Origin of the sequence: Gordonia crocea (assembly GCF_009932435.1) — a bacterium.
Classification (GTDB): Bacteria; Actinomycetota; Actinomycetes; order Mycobacteriales; family Mycobacteriaceae; genus Gordonia; species Gordonia crocea.
Window position 1 is genome coordinate 1305352 of the sequence record NZ_BJOU01000001.1, and the last position, 13992, is coordinate 1319343.

The 13992-nt window shown below is 69.8% G+C and carries 13 protein-coding genes; 4 read left to right on the forward strand and 9 right to left on the reverse strand.

Features of this window, described 5'->3' with window-relative positions; translation table 11 throughout:
* Positions 1-40 precede the first annotated feature (40 nt).
* Positions 41-1441, reverse strand: coding sequence for a class II fumarate hydratase (locus nbrcactino_RS06205; RefSeq protein WP_161926567.1), 1401 nt, complete (start codon positions 1439-1441; stop codon positions 41-43).
* A gap of 139 nt (positions 1442-1580) precedes the next feature.
* On the opposite strand from nbrcactino_RS06205, the gene nbrcactino_RS06210 reads away from it, so the two are divergent.
* The gene (locus tag nbrcactino_RS06210; protein WP_371864493.1) at positions 1581-3143 is read left to right on the forward strand and encodes an AAA family ATPase; all 1563 of its coding nucleotides are present in this window, start codon (positions 1581-1583) and stop codon (positions 3141-3143) included.
* A gap of 260 nt (positions 3144-3403) precedes the next feature.
* Positions 3404-3724, forward strand: coding sequence for a hypothetical protein (locus tag nbrcactino_RS06215; protein WP_228460703.1), 321 nt, complete (start codon positions 3404-3406; stop codon positions 3722-3724).
* On the opposite strand, the gene nbrcactino_RS06220 is transcribed toward nbrcactino_RS06215, so the two are convergent.
* The 3 genes from nbrcactino_RS06220 to glpX are packed head-to-tail and all read right to left on the reverse strand — an operon-like array spanning position 3712 to position 6920.
* A complete protein-coding gene (locus tag nbrcactino_RS06220; RefSeq protein ID WP_161926570.1) occupies positions 3712-5424 on the reverse strand; it encodes a fumarate hydratase in 1713 nt (570 codons plus the stop codon). The genes nbrcactino_RS06215 and nbrcactino_RS06220 overlap by 13 nt on opposite strands.
* A gap of 49 nt (positions 5425-5473) precedes the next feature.
* Positions 5474-5917 (reverse strand): hypothetical protein, encoded by a 444-nt coding sequence (locus tag nbrcactino_RS06225; RefSeq protein ID WP_161926571.1) that lies wholly within the window; start codon positions 5915-5917, stop codon positions 5474-5476.
* Between the two features lie 10 nt (positions 5918-5927).
* A complete protein-coding gene (glpX, locus tag nbrcactino_RS06230; RefSeq protein ID WP_161926572.1) occupies positions 5928-6920 on the reverse strand; it encodes a class II fructose-bisphosphatase in 993 nt (330 codons plus the stop codon).
* A 118-nt stretch (positions 6921-7038) separates the two neighbouring features.
* Here glpX and nbrcactino_RS06235 point away from each other — a divergent pair, with 118 nt between their 5' ends.
* A complete protein-coding gene (locus tag nbrcactino_RS06235) occupies positions 7039-7644 on the forward strand; it encodes a DUF4245 domain-containing protein (RefSeq protein ID WP_161926573.1) in 606 nt (201 codons plus the stop codon).
* A gap of 22 nt (positions 7645-7666) precedes the next feature.
* Here nbrcactino_RS06235 and nbrcactino_RS06240 read toward each other — a convergent pair whose 3' ends face one another.
* Genes nbrcactino_RS06240 through nbrcactino_RS06250 form a run of 3 tightly spaced genes read right to left on the reverse strand, consistent with a single transcriptional unit; the run spans position 7667 to position 9925 of the window.
* Positions 7667-7897, reverse strand: coding sequence for an exodeoxyribonuclease VII small subunit (locus nbrcactino_RS06240; protein WP_161926574.1), 231 nt, complete (start codon positions 7895-7897; stop codon positions 7667-7669).
* Positions 7894-9123 carry an exodeoxyribonuclease VII large subunit gene (xseA, locus tag nbrcactino_RS06245; protein WP_161926575.1) on the reverse strand — a complete coding sequence of 410 codons (1230 nt, stop codon included), beginning with the start codon at positions 9121-9123 and terminating at the stop codon, positions 7894-7896. Before xseA ends, nbrcactino_RS06240 begins: the two co-directional genes overlap by 4 nt.
* Before the next feature lie 10 nt (positions 9124-9133).
* Positions 9134-9925, reverse strand: a complete 792-nt coding sequence (locus nbrcactino_RS06250; RefSeq protein WP_161926576.1) for a lipid droplet-associated protein — start codon at positions 9923-9925, stop codon at positions 9134-9136.
* Positions 9926-9995: 70 nt separating this feature from the next.
* Here nbrcactino_RS06250 and nbrcactino_RS06255 point away from each other — a divergent pair, with 70 nt between their 5' ends.
* On the forward strand, positions 9996-10946 hold the full coding sequence (locus nbrcactino_RS06255; protein WP_161926577.1) for a 4-hydroxy-3-methylbut-2-enyl diphosphate reductase: 951 nt from the start codon (positions 9996-9998) through the stop codon (positions 10944-10946).
* Positions 10947-11025: 79 nt separating this feature from the next.
* Here the strand turns inward: nbrcactino_RS06255 and mycP are convergent, their stop codons facing one another.
* The gene (mycP, locus tag nbrcactino_RS06260) at positions 11026-12402 is read right to left on the reverse strand and encodes a type VII secretion-associated serine protease mycosin (protein ID WP_161926578.1); all 1377 of its coding nucleotides are present in this window, start codon (positions 12400-12402) and stop codon (positions 11026-11028) included.
* Positions 12396-13826: a type VII secretion integral membrane protein EccD gene (gene eccD, locus nbrcactino_RS06265; RefSeq protein ID WP_161926579.1), complete on the reverse strand. Its 1431-nt coding sequence runs from the start codon at positions 13824-13826 to the stop codon at positions 12396-12398. The genes mycP and eccD overlap by 7 nt, the downstream gene beginning before the upstream one ends.
* Positions 13827-13992: the final 166 nt, after the last annotated feature.

A 13992-nucleotide genomic window follows, 5' to 3' on the forward strand; every position in this document is an offset into this window, starting at 1 on the left:
ACAGTAAGTCGCAGGCGGCGCCGGCGGGGCGAGGCCGGTCTCAGCGCTCCCGGTCGAGGTTGGCCATCTTGAGCACGTCGAGGCGCTTGTCGAGTTCGGCCTCGCTGAGGTCGTCGCCGATCAGGCCACGGTCGATGACCGTCTGCCGGATCGTCTTGCCCTCCTTGAGCGCCTGCTTGGCGACGGCGGCCGCCTCCTCGTAGCCGATGGCGCTGTTGAGTGGGGTGACGATCGACGGCGAGCTCTCCGCCAGCGTGCGCAGGCGGTCGGTGTTGGCGACCAGTCCGCTGATGCAGCGGTCGGCGAACAGTCGGGAGACGTTGGCCAGCAGGGTGATCGACTCCAGCACGTTGCGCGCCATCACCGGGATGTAGACGTTCAGCTCGAAGGCGCCGTTGCCGCCGCCCCAGGTGACCGCGGTGTCGTTGCCGATCACCTGCGCGGCGACCTGGGTGACCGCCTCGGGCAGCACCGGGTTGACCTTGCCGGGCATGATCGAGCTGCCCGGCTGCAGGTCGGGGAGTTGGATTTCCCCGAGTCCGGTCAGCGGACCCGAACCCATCCACCGGACGTCGTTGGCGATCTTGGTCAGCGAGACGGCGATCGTCTTGAGCTGGCCGGAGAGCTCGACGAGGCCGTCGCGTGCGGCTTGCGCCTCGAAGTTGTCGGCGGCGAGGACCAGGGCGTCGACGCCGGTCAGCTTCACCAGTTCGGCGGTCACCTTGGTGCCGAAACCGTCGGGGGCGTTGAGCCCGGTGCCGACGGCGGTACCGCCAATGGGCAGTTCGCCGACGCGGGGAAGCGTGGCCTGCACGCGCTCGATGCCGGCCTCGACCTGGCGGGCGTACCCGCCGAACTCCTGGCCGAGGGTGACCGGCACGGCGTCCATGAGGTGGGTGCGCCCGCTCTTGACGATCTCGCGCCACTCGGCCGCCTTGGCCGCCAGTGCCTCGTGCAGGTGCTGCAGGGCCGGGACGAGATCGGTGACGACGGCCTCGGTGGCCGCGACGTGCGTGGCGGTGGGGAAGGTGTCGTTGGAGGACTGCGACATGTTGACGTGGTCGTTGGGGTGGACCTCGACGCCGTTGGCCTTGGCGATCGAGGCGATCACCTCGTTGGCGTTCATGTTCGAGCTGGTGCCCGACCCGGTCTGGAAGACGTCGATGGGGAACTGGTCGTCGTGGCGGCCGGCGGCGATCTCCGAGGCGGCGGCGATAATGGCATCGGCCTTCTCCGAGTCGAGCAGGCCGAGGTCCTTGTTCACCTGGGCGCAGGCGGCCTTCAGCAGGCCGAGCGCGCGGATCTGGGTGCGCTCGAGCGGGCGGTGGCTGATCGGGAAGTTTTCCACGGCGCGCTGGGTCTGCGCGCGCCACAGCGCGTCGACGGGGACCTTGACCTCGCCCATGGTGTCGTGCTCGATGCGGTATTCCTGCTCAGCCATGGGCCCGGTCCTCCTGAATTGGTTATTAGGTTGCCCTTTGTTGTCACCGTACCCGCGCGGGTCGGCGCCGCGCGTGACGGGTCTGCTCATAGCGGCATAGAGCCGGTCGATGATGCAGAATCTGATATCAGGTCGGCGAATGGGGAGCGTCGTCGGCGGGCGTTGTGGGCGATGTACCGCAGCATCTCCCGGTTCGGCGACGGGCGCGCGCCTGGACCACGACTTCGAATCGCGTTTTCCCGCACTGCACGAGTCATACGGGTGGTGCGCGCTGCAGACCACGGAGGACTTGCGGTGCGCGGTCGCGGCGGACTGCGTCAACCGGGGCGACCTGGCCACCGCGGTGAACGTGCTGCCGCCCGACGCCACCCAGAGCGGTCCGGTCGCCTTCTTGTGGGGGAGGATAGCGCTGGCCGAGGAGCGATACCAGCAGGCGCTGGGGTTCTTCGTTTCCGTCCGGGGGCGCGGAAGCTTCTCACTGCAAGAGGCGGCGAGTCTGTCGGCGGCACAGTCGTTGCTTCTCGCCGGCGACCATGTGTCCGCGGAGCGGCGGTTCGGGCCCATCGTCGACGGCGCGCAGGATCCCGGGATTCGTGCACACGCGCAGTACGGTCTCGGGTTCGCGGTGGGGAACCAGGGCCGCCTCGATGAGGCGAAGGCGCATTTCGCGGCCGCGCAACGAGAGATTCCCACCTTGGAGATCCCCGATCTTGCGGGGCCGCCGCGCGCGGATCGACCGGCGGCGGTGCCCGTCGGGAACCGGTGGCCCGTCGGCGACGAGACGGTCGATGACCTCGTCGGAGACGAGACAGTCGATGAGGTGCTCGCCGAGCTGAACGACCATGTCGGGCAACACCACTTGAAACGCGAGATCGAGGACCTCGTCGCCCTCGTCAGCGTCGAACAGGAGCGTCGGGCGCGCGGCCTTTCCGGCGATGCGCGGATCACCCAGCACATGGTTTTCGCCGGTCCGCCCGGAACCGGAAAGACGACGGTCGCCAGGCTCGTCGGCCGACTGTACAAGGCGCTCGGGGTGCTCGCCGAGGGGCACGTCGTCGAAGTCGACCGGGCGGACCTGGTCGGCGAGGTCCTGGGTTCGCCCCAGGCGAAGACCACTGAGGTATTGGACAAAGCGCAAGGCGGAATCCTCCTCATCGACGAGGCGTACACCCACCAGGGGGAGGGCTACTCCGGTGGTGATGTGTTCGGCGACGAGGTCATCGCCCTGTTGCTCAAGCGCATGGAGGATGCCAGGGACGAGTTCGTGGTCATCGCGACTGGCTATTCCGAGGAGATGGAGGAGTTCTTGGAGGCCAACCCCGGCCTGAGGTCCAGATTCTCCACCACGATCCACTTCGAGCCCTACGGGCCGGCCGAGCTGGTCGAGATCGCCACCGGAATGGCCGCGGACAAAGGGTATGCCCTCGCCTCCGACGCGTCGGAGGCCCTCCACGCCGCGCTCGCCGATGCCGAACGCAGGGGAGTGATGAGACTTCGATCCTTCGGGAACGCGCGCTTGGTCCGCAACGTCATCGAGAAGGCTGAGCGTAAGCAGGCGCGGCGTCTGGCGTCCCTGATGGGCGTCGGCACGGTTCCCGACGCGGCCTTCCAGACGTTTGTCCGCGAGGACATCGAAGCGGCCGTCTCCGACGAGCTCAATCGTCTCGTGTCGTCGTCGGCACCGCGCGACGCCCGGGACTGACGACCCGGAAATGTGAAGTACGCCACATTCTGGATTCTTGACAGTGCATGCTAAGCTCAAAATGCATAGCTATACACCACTACTACACCTGTTGCTATGCTCGAGCTTAGCCAGTCTGACCAGTGCTTTTACCTGGTTGCAGCCCCTTTTTCGCTTACCTAGCCTTCAATTTGGCCGCGTTCACAGCACGGCCGCCCCGGCATCTGGCCTGGGTTCCGACGACGAAGGGTAAGACAATGGCACGCTCCAACACTCGCATCATGACCGTTCTGGCCGGGGCCGCGATGGCCGCCGGAACCATCGGCATGTCGGCAGCGGTGGCGCCATCGGCCGACGCTGCGGCTTGTGCGCGCACCTCCCAGGGTTACGGCGTCTATGCGCCGAGCGGCGTCAGCTGTGCCACCGCCAAGCGCATTGCGGAGCGGTACGCCCGAGAGGGCATCGACAGCCGGCCCCGGACCTTCACCGAGGCCGGACACACCGTGACCTGCAAGGTCGGGTCGGCCGGTACCGGGGCGACTTGCTCGGGCCGTGGCGTCACCTTCGTGGTGTCGGACTTCCGCAGCATCTACAAGCGCTGACCGCGCTCCTTCGAGCGGATCCGCACGCCGCTGATCGGGACGTTGACGGCCCCCGACGGGTCGGTGAAGAAGTCGTTGCCCTTGTCGTCGACGACGATGAACGCGGGGAAGTCCTCCACCTCGATCTTCCAGACCGCCTCCATGCCGAGCTCGGGGTATTCGATGACCTCCTGGCTCTTGATGCAGTCCAGCGCCAGGCGTGCCGCCGGGCCACCGATCGATCCGAGGTAGAAGCCGCCGTGGCTCTCACACGCCCGGGTCACCTGCTGGGAGCGATTGCCCTTGGCGAGCATCACCATGGAACCGCCGGCGGCCTGGAACTGCTCGACGTAGGAGTCCATCCGGCCGGCGGTGGTGGGGCCGAAGGAGCCCGACGCCATGCCCTCGGGGGTCTTCGCCGGACCGGCGTAATAGACCGGGTGGTCGCGCAGGTAGTCCGGCATGGGCTCGCCGGCATCGAGGCGCTCCTTGATCTTCGCGTGGGCGATGTCGCGGGCGACGACGAGCGGACCGGTCAGCGAGAGCCGGGTCTTCACCGGGTACTTGGACAGCTCGGCGAGGATCTCCGGCATCGGCCGGTTCAGGTCGATCGAGACGACCTGGCCGCCCTCGATGTCCTCGGCGACCCCGGCGTCGGGCATGTATTGCGCCGGGTCGGTCTCGAGTTGTTCGAGGAAAACCCCGTCGGCGGTGATCTTGCCCAACGCCTGGCGGTCGGCCGAGCAGGACACCGCGATCGCCACCGGGCACGACGCGCCGTGGCGCGGCAGGCGCACCACCCGGACGTCGTGGCAGAAGTACTTGCCGCCGAACTGTGCCCCGATCCCGAAGGACTGGGTCAGCTTGAAGACCTCTTCTTCCAGTTCGCGGTCGCGGAACCCGTGCGCGGACATCGACCCCTCGGTGGGCAGTTCGTCGAGGTAGTGGGCCGAGGCGTACTTCGCGGTCTTCAGCGCGAACTCCGCCGACGTCCCGCCGATGACGACGGCCAGGTGGTAGGGCGGGCAGGCCGCGGTGCCCAGCGAGCGGATCTTCTCGTCGAGGAACTCCAGCATCCGCTTGGGGTTCAGGATCGCCTTGGTCTCCTGGAACAGGAAGGACTTGTTGGCGCTGCCGCCGCCCTTGGCCATGAACAGGAACTTGTACTCCGGCCCCTTGGGGCCCTGCTCGGTCGCATAGATCTCGACCTGGGCGGGGAGGTTGGTCCCGGTGTTCTTCTCCTCGTAGGTCGTCAGCGGGGCCAGCTGGGAGTAGCGCAGGTTGAGCTTGGTGTAGGCGTCGTAGACGCCGCGGCTGATGGCCTGCGCATCGTCGGCGCCGGTCAGCACGCCCTCGCTCTTCTTGCCCATCACGATCGCGGTGCCGGTGTCCTGGCACATGGGCAGGATGCCGCCCGCGGAGATGTTCACGTTCTTGAGCAGGTCGAGGGCGACGAAGCGGTCGTTACCCGACGCCTCCGGGTCGTCGATGATCTTGCGCAACTGCGCCAGGTGCGCCGGGCGCAGATAGTGGCTGATGTCGTGCATCGCCTCGGCGGTCAGCCGTTGCAGTGCCTCGGGGGCCACCTTGAGGAACTGGCGGCCGTCGACGTCGAAGGTCGACACGCCTTCGGTGGTGATGAGACGGTAGGGCGTCTCGTCGGGACCGGTCGGAAGCAGGTCGGAGTACAAGAAATCCGGAGCCTGGGCTGGAGTGCTCACGGCAGTGAGCGTATCGCCGCCGCACTCCTCCGGCAGTGGTCAGGTTGACCTAACGGGACAGCGCAGCGGCCATCCGCGCCACCGCTGCGCGGTACGCGACGCAGTCGAACCGGAACGGACCGAAACCGGTGTAGTCCCACTCCGGCCGGTGTGGTTGCGCGAAGCCGTCCCAGGTGACGTCGCCGCCGTCGACGGTCACGGTGCACTCGAGCGGCCAACAGCCCCACTCGCGGCAGTCGCCGCAGCCGAGCACCGGGATGCGGACGGCCTCGGAGCCGTCGGACCAGGCGGGGAAACCGCTGACGAAGAAGTCCTCGAGAGGCCCGAAGTCGTAGAACTCGGGGATCAGTCCGCCGTACGCGCCGGCGGGATCGAATCGACGACCCACTTCGAATTGTTCGACGAGGTCGACGAGTGAGTCGCCATCGACGAGGGGCGTGATCTCCATCGCTCCGCCGAGCTCGCGCTCGACGCGGAAGTCGATCGTGTGCATCGTCGTTCCGCTACAACTCGATGCGGGCGTACTCGCGCAGCTTCGCCGGGCGGTGGATGCTCTCGATGCGGCGGATCGTGCCCGACTTCGAGCGCATGACCAGCGAGCGGGTGGTGGCGCCGTTGGCACGGTAGGAGACACCGCGCAGCATGTCGCCGTTGGTGACGCCGGTGGCGGCGAAGAAGGTGTTCTCACCGCGGACGAGGACGTCGGTGGTCAGCACCTGATCGAGGTCGTGACCGGCGGCGATCGCCTTGGCCTTCTCCTCCTCGTTGCGCGGCCACAACTTGCCCTGGATCTCCCCGCCCATGCACTTCATGGCGACGGCGGTGATGATGCCCTCGGGGGTACCGCCGACGCCCAGCAGCAGGTCCACCGAGCTGGTGTCATCGGCCGCGGCGATGGCACCGGCGACGTCGCCGTCGGAGATGAGGCGGACCTTCGCGCCGGCCTCGCGGATCTCGGCGATGAGGTCGGTGTGGCGCGGACGGTCGAGCACGACGACGGTGGTGTCGGCGACCTCGATGCCCTTGGCCTTGGCGACGGAGTTGATGTTCCAGGCGACCGGCTTGGTGATGTCGATGTGACCCTTGGCCTCCGGGCCGACACAGATCTTGTCCATGTAGAAGACCGCCGACGGGTCGTACATCGTGCCGCGCTCGGAGACCGCGATCACCGCGATCGAGTTCGGGCGGCCCTCGGCCATCAGCGTGGTGCCGTCGATCGGGTCGACCGCCACATCGCAGTCGGGGCCCTCGCCGTTGCCCACTTCCTCGCCGTTGTAGAGCATCGGCGCCTCGTCCTTCTCGCCCTCGCCGATGACGACGACACCGCGCATCGACACCGTCGAGAGGAGTTCGCGCATCGCGTCGACCGCGGCACCGTCGCCGCCGTTCTTGTCGCCGCGCCCGGCCCAGCGTCCGGCGGCCAAGGCGGCGGCCTCGGTCACGCGGACCAGTTCCATCGCCAGGTTGCGGTCGGGGGCTTCATTGGTACCGGACATGCGTGCGCCTCTCGTAGCTCGACGGTGTGTGGTCGAGGTGGGTAGAGCAGTGGTGGATGTCTCCATCTTTTCATGGCGCCCGCCGGCGGTGTGCACCTCACCTGGGATACTGGCCGACATGGCTGACAAACCGCGCATCCTCAACAGCAGCAGGGACATGATCATGTCCCTGCTGGCGCTGCTCGCGCTGGTCGCACTCGTCGTGGTTTCGTCGCGGAACTGCTCGGTCGGGCTCACCGGCGGCGCCGGCGACGACAAGATCCCGCCGTTCAACGTCCAGGCGGCGCTGAAGGCTGACGCGGCGTCGATGTCCTTTCCCATCCGCGAGCCGTCGCTGCCGTCGAGTTGGAAGCCCAACTCCGGGACCCGCGACCAGATCGGCGACAAGCTGGTGAGCACCGTCGGGTGGGTCACGCCCAGCGGCTTCTACCTGGGTCTCTCGCAGACCGACGCCGCCGAGTCCGCGCTGCTGCCGACGCTGAACCCCAACCGGGAGACCGACGGGGATCTGTCGGGCACCGGGACTCGCGAGATCGACGGCCGCCGGTGGGTGACCTATGTGGTCGGCGACCGCTTGGCCCCGAGTGACGGGGTGCGCAAGGTGTGGATCGCCGATCTCGGCGACGTGCGCATCGGGTTGTCGGGCAAGGCCACCGAGGCCGACTTCACGACACTGGCGCGCGCGGTGGTGCTGGCCGTCCCGATCGCGTCGACGAGTCGCTGACCGCTTCGGAAGTCCGGGACCGCTATTCGTCGTCGTCCTCGGGGTTGAGGACCGACTCGATCCGCTCGCGCGCACCGTCGAGGTGCTCCTCGCAGCGGTTGGCCAGCTCCTCGCCGCGCTCCCACAGCTTCAGCGACGTGTCCAGGTCCAGGCCGCCCTGCTCGAGCGCCCCGACCACCTCGACGAGTTCGTCGCGGGCCTGCTCATAGCCCAGTTCGGCGACCGGGGACCACTGTGCGGGGTCGATGCTCACGACGTCTCCTCTTGTCCGGTTACTTGGGCGGTGACCGCACCGTCGGCGACACGGATCCGCACCCGTGCACCGTCGGGCAGGTCGGCGGTGTCGTGTGCCACGCGGGCGCCGTCGTCGAGATTCTGCACGATCGCGTAACCGCGGGCCAACGTCTGCGCCGGACCCAGCGTCGCGAGCCGGGCGGCGAGGTGCTCGTGCCGGTGCGTTTCGCGTTCGACGAGGCGCGCGACGTCGCGGCGCAGGTCGGCGCGGTGGCGTTCGACCGCGCCGGCGTGGGAGTCGATCAGCCGCAGCGGATCGGCCAGTACCGGTCGGGCGCGCAGGCCGTCGACGACGTGGCGCTCCCGCTGCACCCAGTTCCGCAGCGCGCCCGCACTGCGCCGGCGCATGGTCGCGATGCCGGCGAGTTCGGCGGCGACGTCGGGTACCACCCGCTTGGCGGCATCGGTCGGGGTGGCGGCCCGCACGTCGGCGACGTGGTCGAGCAGCGGGTTGTCCGGTTCGTGCCCGATGGCGCTGATCACCGGTGTCGTGCAGGCGGCGACCGCGCGCAACAGCTGCTCGTCGGAGAACGGCAGCAGGTCCTCCACGCTGCCGCCGCCACGGGCGATGATGATGACGTCGACGTCGGGATCGTCGTCGAGCATCTTGAGCTCGCCGAGGATGCGGGGCACCGCCGACGGGCCCTGCACCGGGGCGTCGCGGACGACGATCAGCGCGGCGGCCCACCGCGATTGCACGATCGACACCACGTCGTGGCTGGCGGCCGACGCGCGGCCGCTGATCAGGCCGATACCGCGGGGCAGGAACGGCAACGGCCGTTTGAGGCGGGGGTCGAAGAGTCCTTCGGCGTGCAGCAGTTGGCGCAGGCGCTCGATGCGCGCGAGGAGTTCGCCGATGCCGATCGCCCGGATCTCGGTGACGCGCAACGAGATCGTGCCGCGGCCGGTGTAGAACGACGGGCGGCCGCACATGATCACGCGCGTCCCGTCGGTCAGCGGCACGGGGGAGCGGTCGATGACCTCCGGCGGGCAGGTGACCGTCAACGACATGTCGGCGGCCGGATCGCGCAGGGTGATGAAGGCGGTCCGCGTGCCCGGGCGGCGGGACAGCTGCGTGATCTGCCCCTCCACCCAGATCTGGCCCAGCCGGTGGATCCAGTCCGCGATCTTGACGTTGACGGTGCGGACCGGCCACGGCTCCTGCGCGGAGTTGGCGGCGGTCACCTCGTCGGCGCTAGCTGTCCTTCGCGGCGATGCGGTTGTCCAGCATCGTCACGAACGGGACCCGGTTGCGGCCGTCGCGCTCGTAGGCGGCCAGGACGCGCAAGTCCTCGACGTCGACGGTGCGGATCTTGGCGCGCAACTGCGCCAGGGTGAGGTTGTCGTAGTCGAGGAACTCGGCCACCTCGGGCGTGGGGCCCGACGGCTTGGCCGGCGCGGCCGCCGGGGTGTCGGTCACGGCGGGCACGGAGCTGTACAAGGCGAAGCGGCCGGCCGCGGCGTCGGTGTCCGACGCCTTGGCGGCACCGTCGGCGGGAGCCTCGGGGGCGGGGGCCTTCTTGGCCGGAGCCTTCTTCGCCGGCGCTTTCTTCGCGGCGGCCTTCTTGGCGGGGGCCTTCTTCGCCGGTGCCTTCTTGGCGGGTGCCGCAGCCTTCGGTTCCGGCTTGGCCGCCGGCTCTGGCTCTGGCTTCGCCTCCGGCTTCGGGGCGGGCTTGGCGGCGGGCTCCGGGGTGCTGCGCAACCCCACCGGTGCCGCGGGGGCGACGTCGGCCGGCTCGTCGTCGTCCTCGTCGAAGACGGCCCACGCGGGTTGCTCCTCCGGCTTGTCGAAGAGGGCGCTGAGCGTGGCGTCGCCCTTGATGACCAGTTCGGCGACGTTCTGCTGGAACCGCATGCCGGCTTGGACCGCATTGCTCACCGCGGTCATCGGCAGTGTGATCAGCTGCGTGGGCAGCTTCTTCGTCTCTTCCAGCGCGGTCACGATCAGGCCGGTGGCCAGGCGAACGGTGTACGGAGCTTGCGTCATGACTCAACTGTGCCATATCACTCATCTGCACGTTTAGCCACCGCGCTGTTGAGTCCGTACCCTGGTAGCCATGTCCTCCAAGCGTGTCCTGCTCGCCGAGCCGCGCGGCTACTGCGCCGGCGTCGACCGGGCCGTCGAAACCGTGGAGCGTGCGCTCGACAAGCACGGTGCCCCGGTCTACGTCCGCAAGGAGATCGTGCACAACCGCCACGTCGTCGACACGCTCTCGGAGCGCGGCGCCGTTTTCGTCGGCGAGACCGACGAGGTGCCCGAGGGGGCGATCGTCGTCTTCTCCGCCCACGGCGTGTCCCCGGCGGTCCACGAATCGGCCAAGACGCGCAACCTGATGACCATCGACGCGACGTGCCCGTTGGTCACCAAGGTCCACCAAGAGGCCAAGCGCTTCGCCCGCGACGACTACGACATCCTGCTCATCGGCCACGAGGGCCACGAGGAGGTCGAGGGCACCTCCGGCGAGGCACCCGAACACATCCAGATCGTCGACGGCCCCGACCACGTCGACGACGTGACCGTCCGCGACGGCGCCCAGGTGGTGTGGCTGTCGCAGACGACGCTGTCGGTGGACGAGACGATGGAGACCGTCAAGCGGCTGCGCGAGAAGTTCCCGCAGTTGCAGGACCCGCCCAGCGACGACATCTGCTACGCGACGCAGAACCGCCAGGTCGCGGTGAAGGCCATGGCCAAGCACTGCGAACTGGTCATCGTCGTCGGGTCGAAGAACTCGTCGAACTCGGTGCGGTTGGTCGAGGTGGCGCTGCAGGCCGGCGCCTCGGCGTCCTACCTGGTGGACTATGCCCGTGAAATCGACCCGGCCTGGCTCGACGGAGTGACCACCGTGGGCGTGACGTCGGGGGCGTCGGTGCCCGAGGTCTTGGTCCGCGGCGTGCTCGACTTCTTGTCCGAGTACGGCTACGACAACGTCGAGACCATCAACACCGCCGAGGAGACGCTGACCTTCGCGCTCCCGCGCGAGCTGCGTCCGGCGCGCACCGCCAAATAGCTGCGGAGATTTGTCCGATCCCAGGACAGCGGCGTGATTATCACGTCCGTCGCTCCGTACGGGCCGAATCTCAGCAGCGCTAGAGCCCGTCGTCGTGGTGCGGCGCCACCCGGGGGCGCGCGACCCGCGACGTCACCGCCAGCATCACGCCCAGCAGCACGGTACCGCCGATCGACACGATCATCGGCAGTCGGCTCGGGGGTGGTTCGGCCGGGGCCGGGTGGAACCGGGCAGTCAGCGTCCGCGGTTGATCGGTGGTGGTGGCGGTCAACGCGGCGAGGGGGTCGACGACGCCGAAGCCGATCCGTGGATCGGGTCCGTCGCCGCCGCCGGTGGCCGTTGCGGTGATGCGCCGCATGACCGCCCGGGCGTCCAGCGACGGGAAGCGCTCGCGGACCAGGGCGGCGGTGGCGCTGACGTAGGCGGCGGCGAAGCTCGTCCCGCTGATCGGTATCGCCCCGTCGGCCCCGGCGAGTGCCGCAACCAAACCGGTGCGCCCGGGTCGAGGGTCGAGGCTGGTCAGTTCGGTGCCCGGGGCGGCGATCCGCACCCACGGGCCGGCGAGGCTGAAGGCCGACGGACGGCCGTCACCGGAATCCACCGAGCCGACGGCCAGCACGTCGTCGGCAAACCAGGCCGGGGTCGCGGCGGTCCGCACCGTCGACCATTGCGCAGCCCGAGGGCCGCGCGGGTTCTGGTCGCGGCAGCCGCCGTCGGCGCTGACGTTCCCGGCCGCCACCACCACGACGACGTTGTGGTCGACGGCATGCCGCAGCGCCGCGCCCAACCCGGCGTCGTCGAGCTTCGCGCTCGACGACGCCGGGGCACACGCGACCTCGGAGATGTTGATGACGGTGGCGCCGAGGCGCACGGCGCGCATCACCGCGGCGGCGAGACCGGCCACCGAGCCGTATCCGCTGCCGACCGTCGCGGCCGGATCGTCGTCGCGGCGCGGTGGCGCGAACGCGGCGCTGGACTGGCGGATCGAGATGAGGGAGATGTCGGGGGCCAGGCCGACGAAGCCGTCGGCGGGATCGGCGCGGGCGGCGATGAGACCCGCGACGAGGGTCCCGTGGGCGTCGCAGTCGGTCAATCCACTACTTCCGGTGACGAAGTCACCACCGTCGACGATCCGCGGTAGCCGCGGGTGCGGGGTCACGCCGGTGTCGATGACCGCCACGCGTTGGCCGCGGCCGGTGGCGATCCGGTGGACTCGGTCGATGTCGAGGAGGGCGGCCGCGTCGCGGGCGGCGACGGTGGGGCGATCGGTCGGGACCGGGACCGCGCACGTGGTCCGCTGTTCGGCCCGGCCGGGCGGGGCCGCGTCACCGGGCGGGGCCGAGGCGATGGCCGGTGGGCGCACCGCCATCACCGGGGCGGCGCCCACCAGGACGCTCGGCCCAATCACTGCCGCGACCACCCCGCACCGCAGCCACCGCCGCAGCGGGCTCACCATGCCTCCCGGATCATCCGGTACACCTCGAGCACCCACAGCAACAGCGGGATCAACACGACGAGGAGCCCGTACTCGGCAAGCTCGGCGGCGCGGCGCTGCAGCGGCGAGAAGGCGTGCCCGACGGCCCACCCGCCGACCACCAGGGCGATCCCCGCCACGGCCAGCGCGGCGACGGCGGCCGACAACGGGCGTGCGGCCGCACCGTCGACGATCAGTGGCGACACCGTTGCGGCACATAGGAAGCCGAGGACGGCGGCGATGCCTCCGGCGATCAACCCCGTTGCCTGGAGCAGGTCGGTGTGCGAGCGCCCGCGCAAGACCAGTGCGGCGCCGACCCCGACGGCCAGGACGGTGAACCGCCAGTCCGGTGCCTCGACGCCGACAGCGGTGGCGGCCACCGCCGCAGCGGCCGACGCCCCTAGGCAGAGGCCGGCGAGGTACTCCCGTGCGTGCTCGGCCCGTCGGGCCAGCGCATCGACATCGGGCAGGGCGCGCAACGAGATCGCGTCGACGGCTTCGATCGTGGGCAACAGCGGTGCCTGGACCGCATCCACCGGTTCGCCCGGGGAGGGGACCGGCGGTAACGGGATCTTCGCCAGCACGATGGTGAGCCGCGGTGCGGCGAGCACCACCAGCAGCGCGACCACGACGACGAGGGCGCCGAGCCGGGGCCGGTCCAGCCCGGCCAGCCCGGCGACCGCGGCGACGATCCCGAGACTCCCGGTGGTGATCACGGCCAGATGGGCGATCGGCGCGAGGTGGGTGGTCCGCAGGGTGAGGGCGGCGCACACCGTCGCGGCGGCCGCCGCCAAGAGTGCGCTGGCGGCACCGGGGACCCCCGGTACCGCGCACCATCCGGCGGCACCGACGCACATCACCGCCATGGCGCACAGCGCTGCCGACAGCGGGTTCGCCGGATGTTTCCGCCCGGCGTAGACCGCGGCGAGGACGGTGCCGACCGCAACGACGACGGCGGTGGCGGCAGCCAGGTGTGCCGAGGGCCCTGCGCTGCCGCGGCCGACGACGAGCCCGGCGGCGGCGATCAGGGTGGCCGCGGTGGCGGTCACGGCCGCGGTCACCACGGCGGTCCGCGGCGACCACGATCGGTGGCGGGCGTCGGTCACCTCGGTCAGCGCGTCGAGGGTGTCGTCCACCAGGACGGCGGGATCCTCGGCGGGGCCCCGCCGCAACACCAGCCACGTCCCGTCGTCGACGCCGGCGTCGCGCAACGTCTCATGCGCCGCCAGCGCCTCCCGCCCGAGGGGCGACAGCGCCCACATCGGTGGATCCTCGGTCACCTCGGGCGGCCCGGCCAGCCGCTGCACCAACTCGTCGAGGAAGTCGGCGATCGGCAGATCGGCCGGCAATCCGACGTCGATGCTCGACGTCGGACCGGCCACACAAACACGTGCCCAAGCGGTCATGAATCATCCCCCCAGATGAAGCCCCTGGTCGTCGGGTTTACCAGCCCGCCGTCGGATCGGGGGCCGAAACGGACGGTTTGGCTGGTTTCGCCGTCGCCGCGGCGTCACCGGGCTTACTCTGCGCGAGAGTCCGTGATCACTGGGGGAACACGGGCCGCGGCCGACA